Origin of the sequence: Pseudomonas citronellolis (genome assembly GCF_029335315.1) — a bacterium.
In the GTDB taxonomy this organism is placed as follows: domain Bacteria; phylum Pseudomonadota; class Gammaproteobacteria; order Pseudomonadales; family Pseudomonadaceae; genus Pseudomonas; species Pseudomonas citronellolis_A.
In genome coordinates this window covers 1-2,230 of the sequence record NZ_JARJLT010000157.1, presented here as the reverse complement: position 1 = coordinate 2,230, position 2,230 = coordinate 1, and the positions used below count along the sequence as shown (strand labels likewise).

General features: G+C 71.6%; 3 protein-coding genes. 1 reads left to right on the top strand and 2 read right to left on the bottom strand.

The window, feature by feature from the left end:
- Positions 1–1,482: heavy metal translocating P-type ATPase (locus P3W75_RS12830; protein ID WP_276227726.1), on the bottom strand; the 1,482-nt coding region annotated here is incomplete at its 3' end.
- Positions 1,483–1,586: 104 nt separating this feature from the next.
- The gene (locus P3W75_RS12825; protein ID WP_276227725.1) at positions 1,587–1,994 is read right to left on the bottom strand and encodes a hypothetical protein; all 408 of its coding nucleotides are present in this window, start codon (positions 1,992–1,994) and stop codon (positions 1,587–1,589) included.
- A gap of 154 nt (positions 1,995–2,148) precedes the next feature.
- Here P3W75_RS12825 and P3W75_RS12820 point away from each other — a divergent pair.
- Positions 2,149–2,230, top strand: an 82-nt coding sequence (locus P3W75_RS12820) for a heavy-metal-associated domain-containing protein (protein ID WP_276227727.1), incomplete at its 3' end; no start/stop codon positions are given.

Sequence of the window (2,230 nt, the reverse complement as noted above, 5' to 3'; positions counted from 1 at the left end):
GGAGGTCAGGGTGCCGGTCTTGTCGAAGGCCACCGCGCTCACCGCGTGGGCCACTTCCAGCGCTTCGGCGTCCTTGATCAGGATGCCGTGGCGCGCGGCCACCCCGGTGCCGGCCATGATCGCCGTCGGCGTGGCCAGGCCCAGGGCGCAGGGGCAGGCGATGACCAGCACGGCCACCGCGTTGATCAGCGCGGTCTCCACCCCGGCGCCGGCCAGCAGCCAGCCGAGCAGGGTGAGCAGGGCGATGCCGATCACCACCGGGACGAAGACGTTGCTGACCTTGTCCACCAGCTTCTGGATCGGCGCCTTGGCCGCCTGGGCGTCTTCCACCAGGCGGATGATCCGCGCCAGCACGGTTTCCCCGCCCAGGGCGGTGGCGCGGATGGTCAGCAGGCCTTCGCCGTTGATCGCGCCGCCGGTCACCGCGTCGCCCGGGCCCTTGGCCACCGGCAGGCTCTCGCCGGTGATCAGCGCCTCGTCGGCGTGGCTGCGGCCGTCGAGGACCTTGCCGTCCACCGGGAAGCGCTCGCCGGGGCGCACCAGCAGTTCGTCGCCCAGGCGCAGTTCGGCGATGGCGACGTCTTCCTCATGGCCGTCGCGGATGCGCGTGGCGCGTTCCGGGCGCAGCGCCTCGAGGGCGCGGATGGCGGTGGCGGTCTGGCGCTTGGCGCGGCTCTCCAGGTATTTGCCGAGGAGGATCAGCGCGATCACCACGGCGCTTGCCTCGAAGTACAGGTGCGGCATGGCGCCGGGCGCGGCGGTCAGCCACAGGTAGAGGCTCAGGCCGTAGCCGGCGCTGGTGCCCAGGGCCACCAGCAGGTCCATGTTGCCGCTGCGGGCGCGCACCGCCTTCCACGCCGAGACGTAGAAGCGCGCGCCGATGATGAACTGCACCGGGGTGGCCAGGAGGAACTGCACCCAGGCCGGCAGCATCCAGTGCAGCCCGGCCCATTCGGCGAACATCGGCAACACCAGGGGCACGGCCAGGACGATGGCGGCGAGCAGGTACCAGCGTTCGCGGGCCAGGCGCGCCAGGGCCGGGTCTTCGGCGGGCTGGTCGGGTTGCAGCAGACGGGCGCGGTAGCCGGCGCGGTCCACGGCGGCGATGAGCACGGCCGGGTCGACCGGGCCGTGCAGGTCGAGGTGGGCGCGTTCGCTGGCCAGGTTGACGCTCGCCTCGCGCACCCCCGGAACCTTTTTCAGCGCGCGTTCCACGCGGCCCACACAGCTGGCGCAGGTCATGCCGTCGATGGCCAGTTCCAGGCTGTGCCCGGGCACCTGGTAGCCGGCGTGTTCCACCGCCGCCACCAGGGCTGGCAGCTGTTCGGGCGAGTCGACGCGCACCCGCGCCTGCTCGCTGGCCAGGTTGACGCTGGCCTCGACCACCCCCGGGACTTTCTTCAGCGCGCGCTCCACGCGGCCGACGCAGGACGCGCAGGTCATGCCGGTCACCGGCAGGTCGAGTTCGATGGGGCTGTTCATGGGCTCCTCCTGGGGGCCAGCGCCTCGGCGATGGCCGCGATCCAACGATGCCCCGAGGATGAACCTTGACACAAGGGCAAGGTCAAGCCTCGCTCAGCGACGGCTCAGGGCGTGTTGATCGGCGTCAGGAAATAGCCGCTTTCGCGGAAGCCCACGCGGTAGCTGCGGATTTCCCCGGCGCGCAGCTTCAGGGTCTGCGTCTGCAACTGCTGCATGCCGTCGCGGCAGGCGCCGGTGCTGGCGGTGGCCAGGCGGATCGGCACCTCGCCGGGCGTCAGGTTGAGCGCCACCGAACCGTCGGGTTGCAGGCGCGTGAGCAATTCGCCGCGCACATAGAGGTCGATGTCGCAGGCGTTGCCGCTCTGCAGGCCCATGCGGGTGATGTTGAGCACGGCGTAGCCGGGGGCGGGCGGGTCCTGTTGCGGCCAGGCCTGCACCGTCGGCGGGTCGGCGGCCAGGGTCAGGGCGGACCAGAGCAGGCAGGGCAGGGCGGCGAGCAGAGGCCGGCGCATGGGGAGGCTCCCGGTGGCGATCGAATCCGCAGAGCTTGGCCGAGGCCGGCGCCGGGGGCAAGCCTGCGGCCGAGCGCCACGGGGGGCTTGACCTTGCCACGGTGGCAAGGTCGAGACTGCCGGCATCGTCCAACCATCCCGAAGGAGTTCGACCATGCAAGCGTTCAACGTGAAAGGCATGTCCTGCGGCCACTGCGTGCGGGCCATCACCCAGGCGATCCAGAGCCGCGACGGCG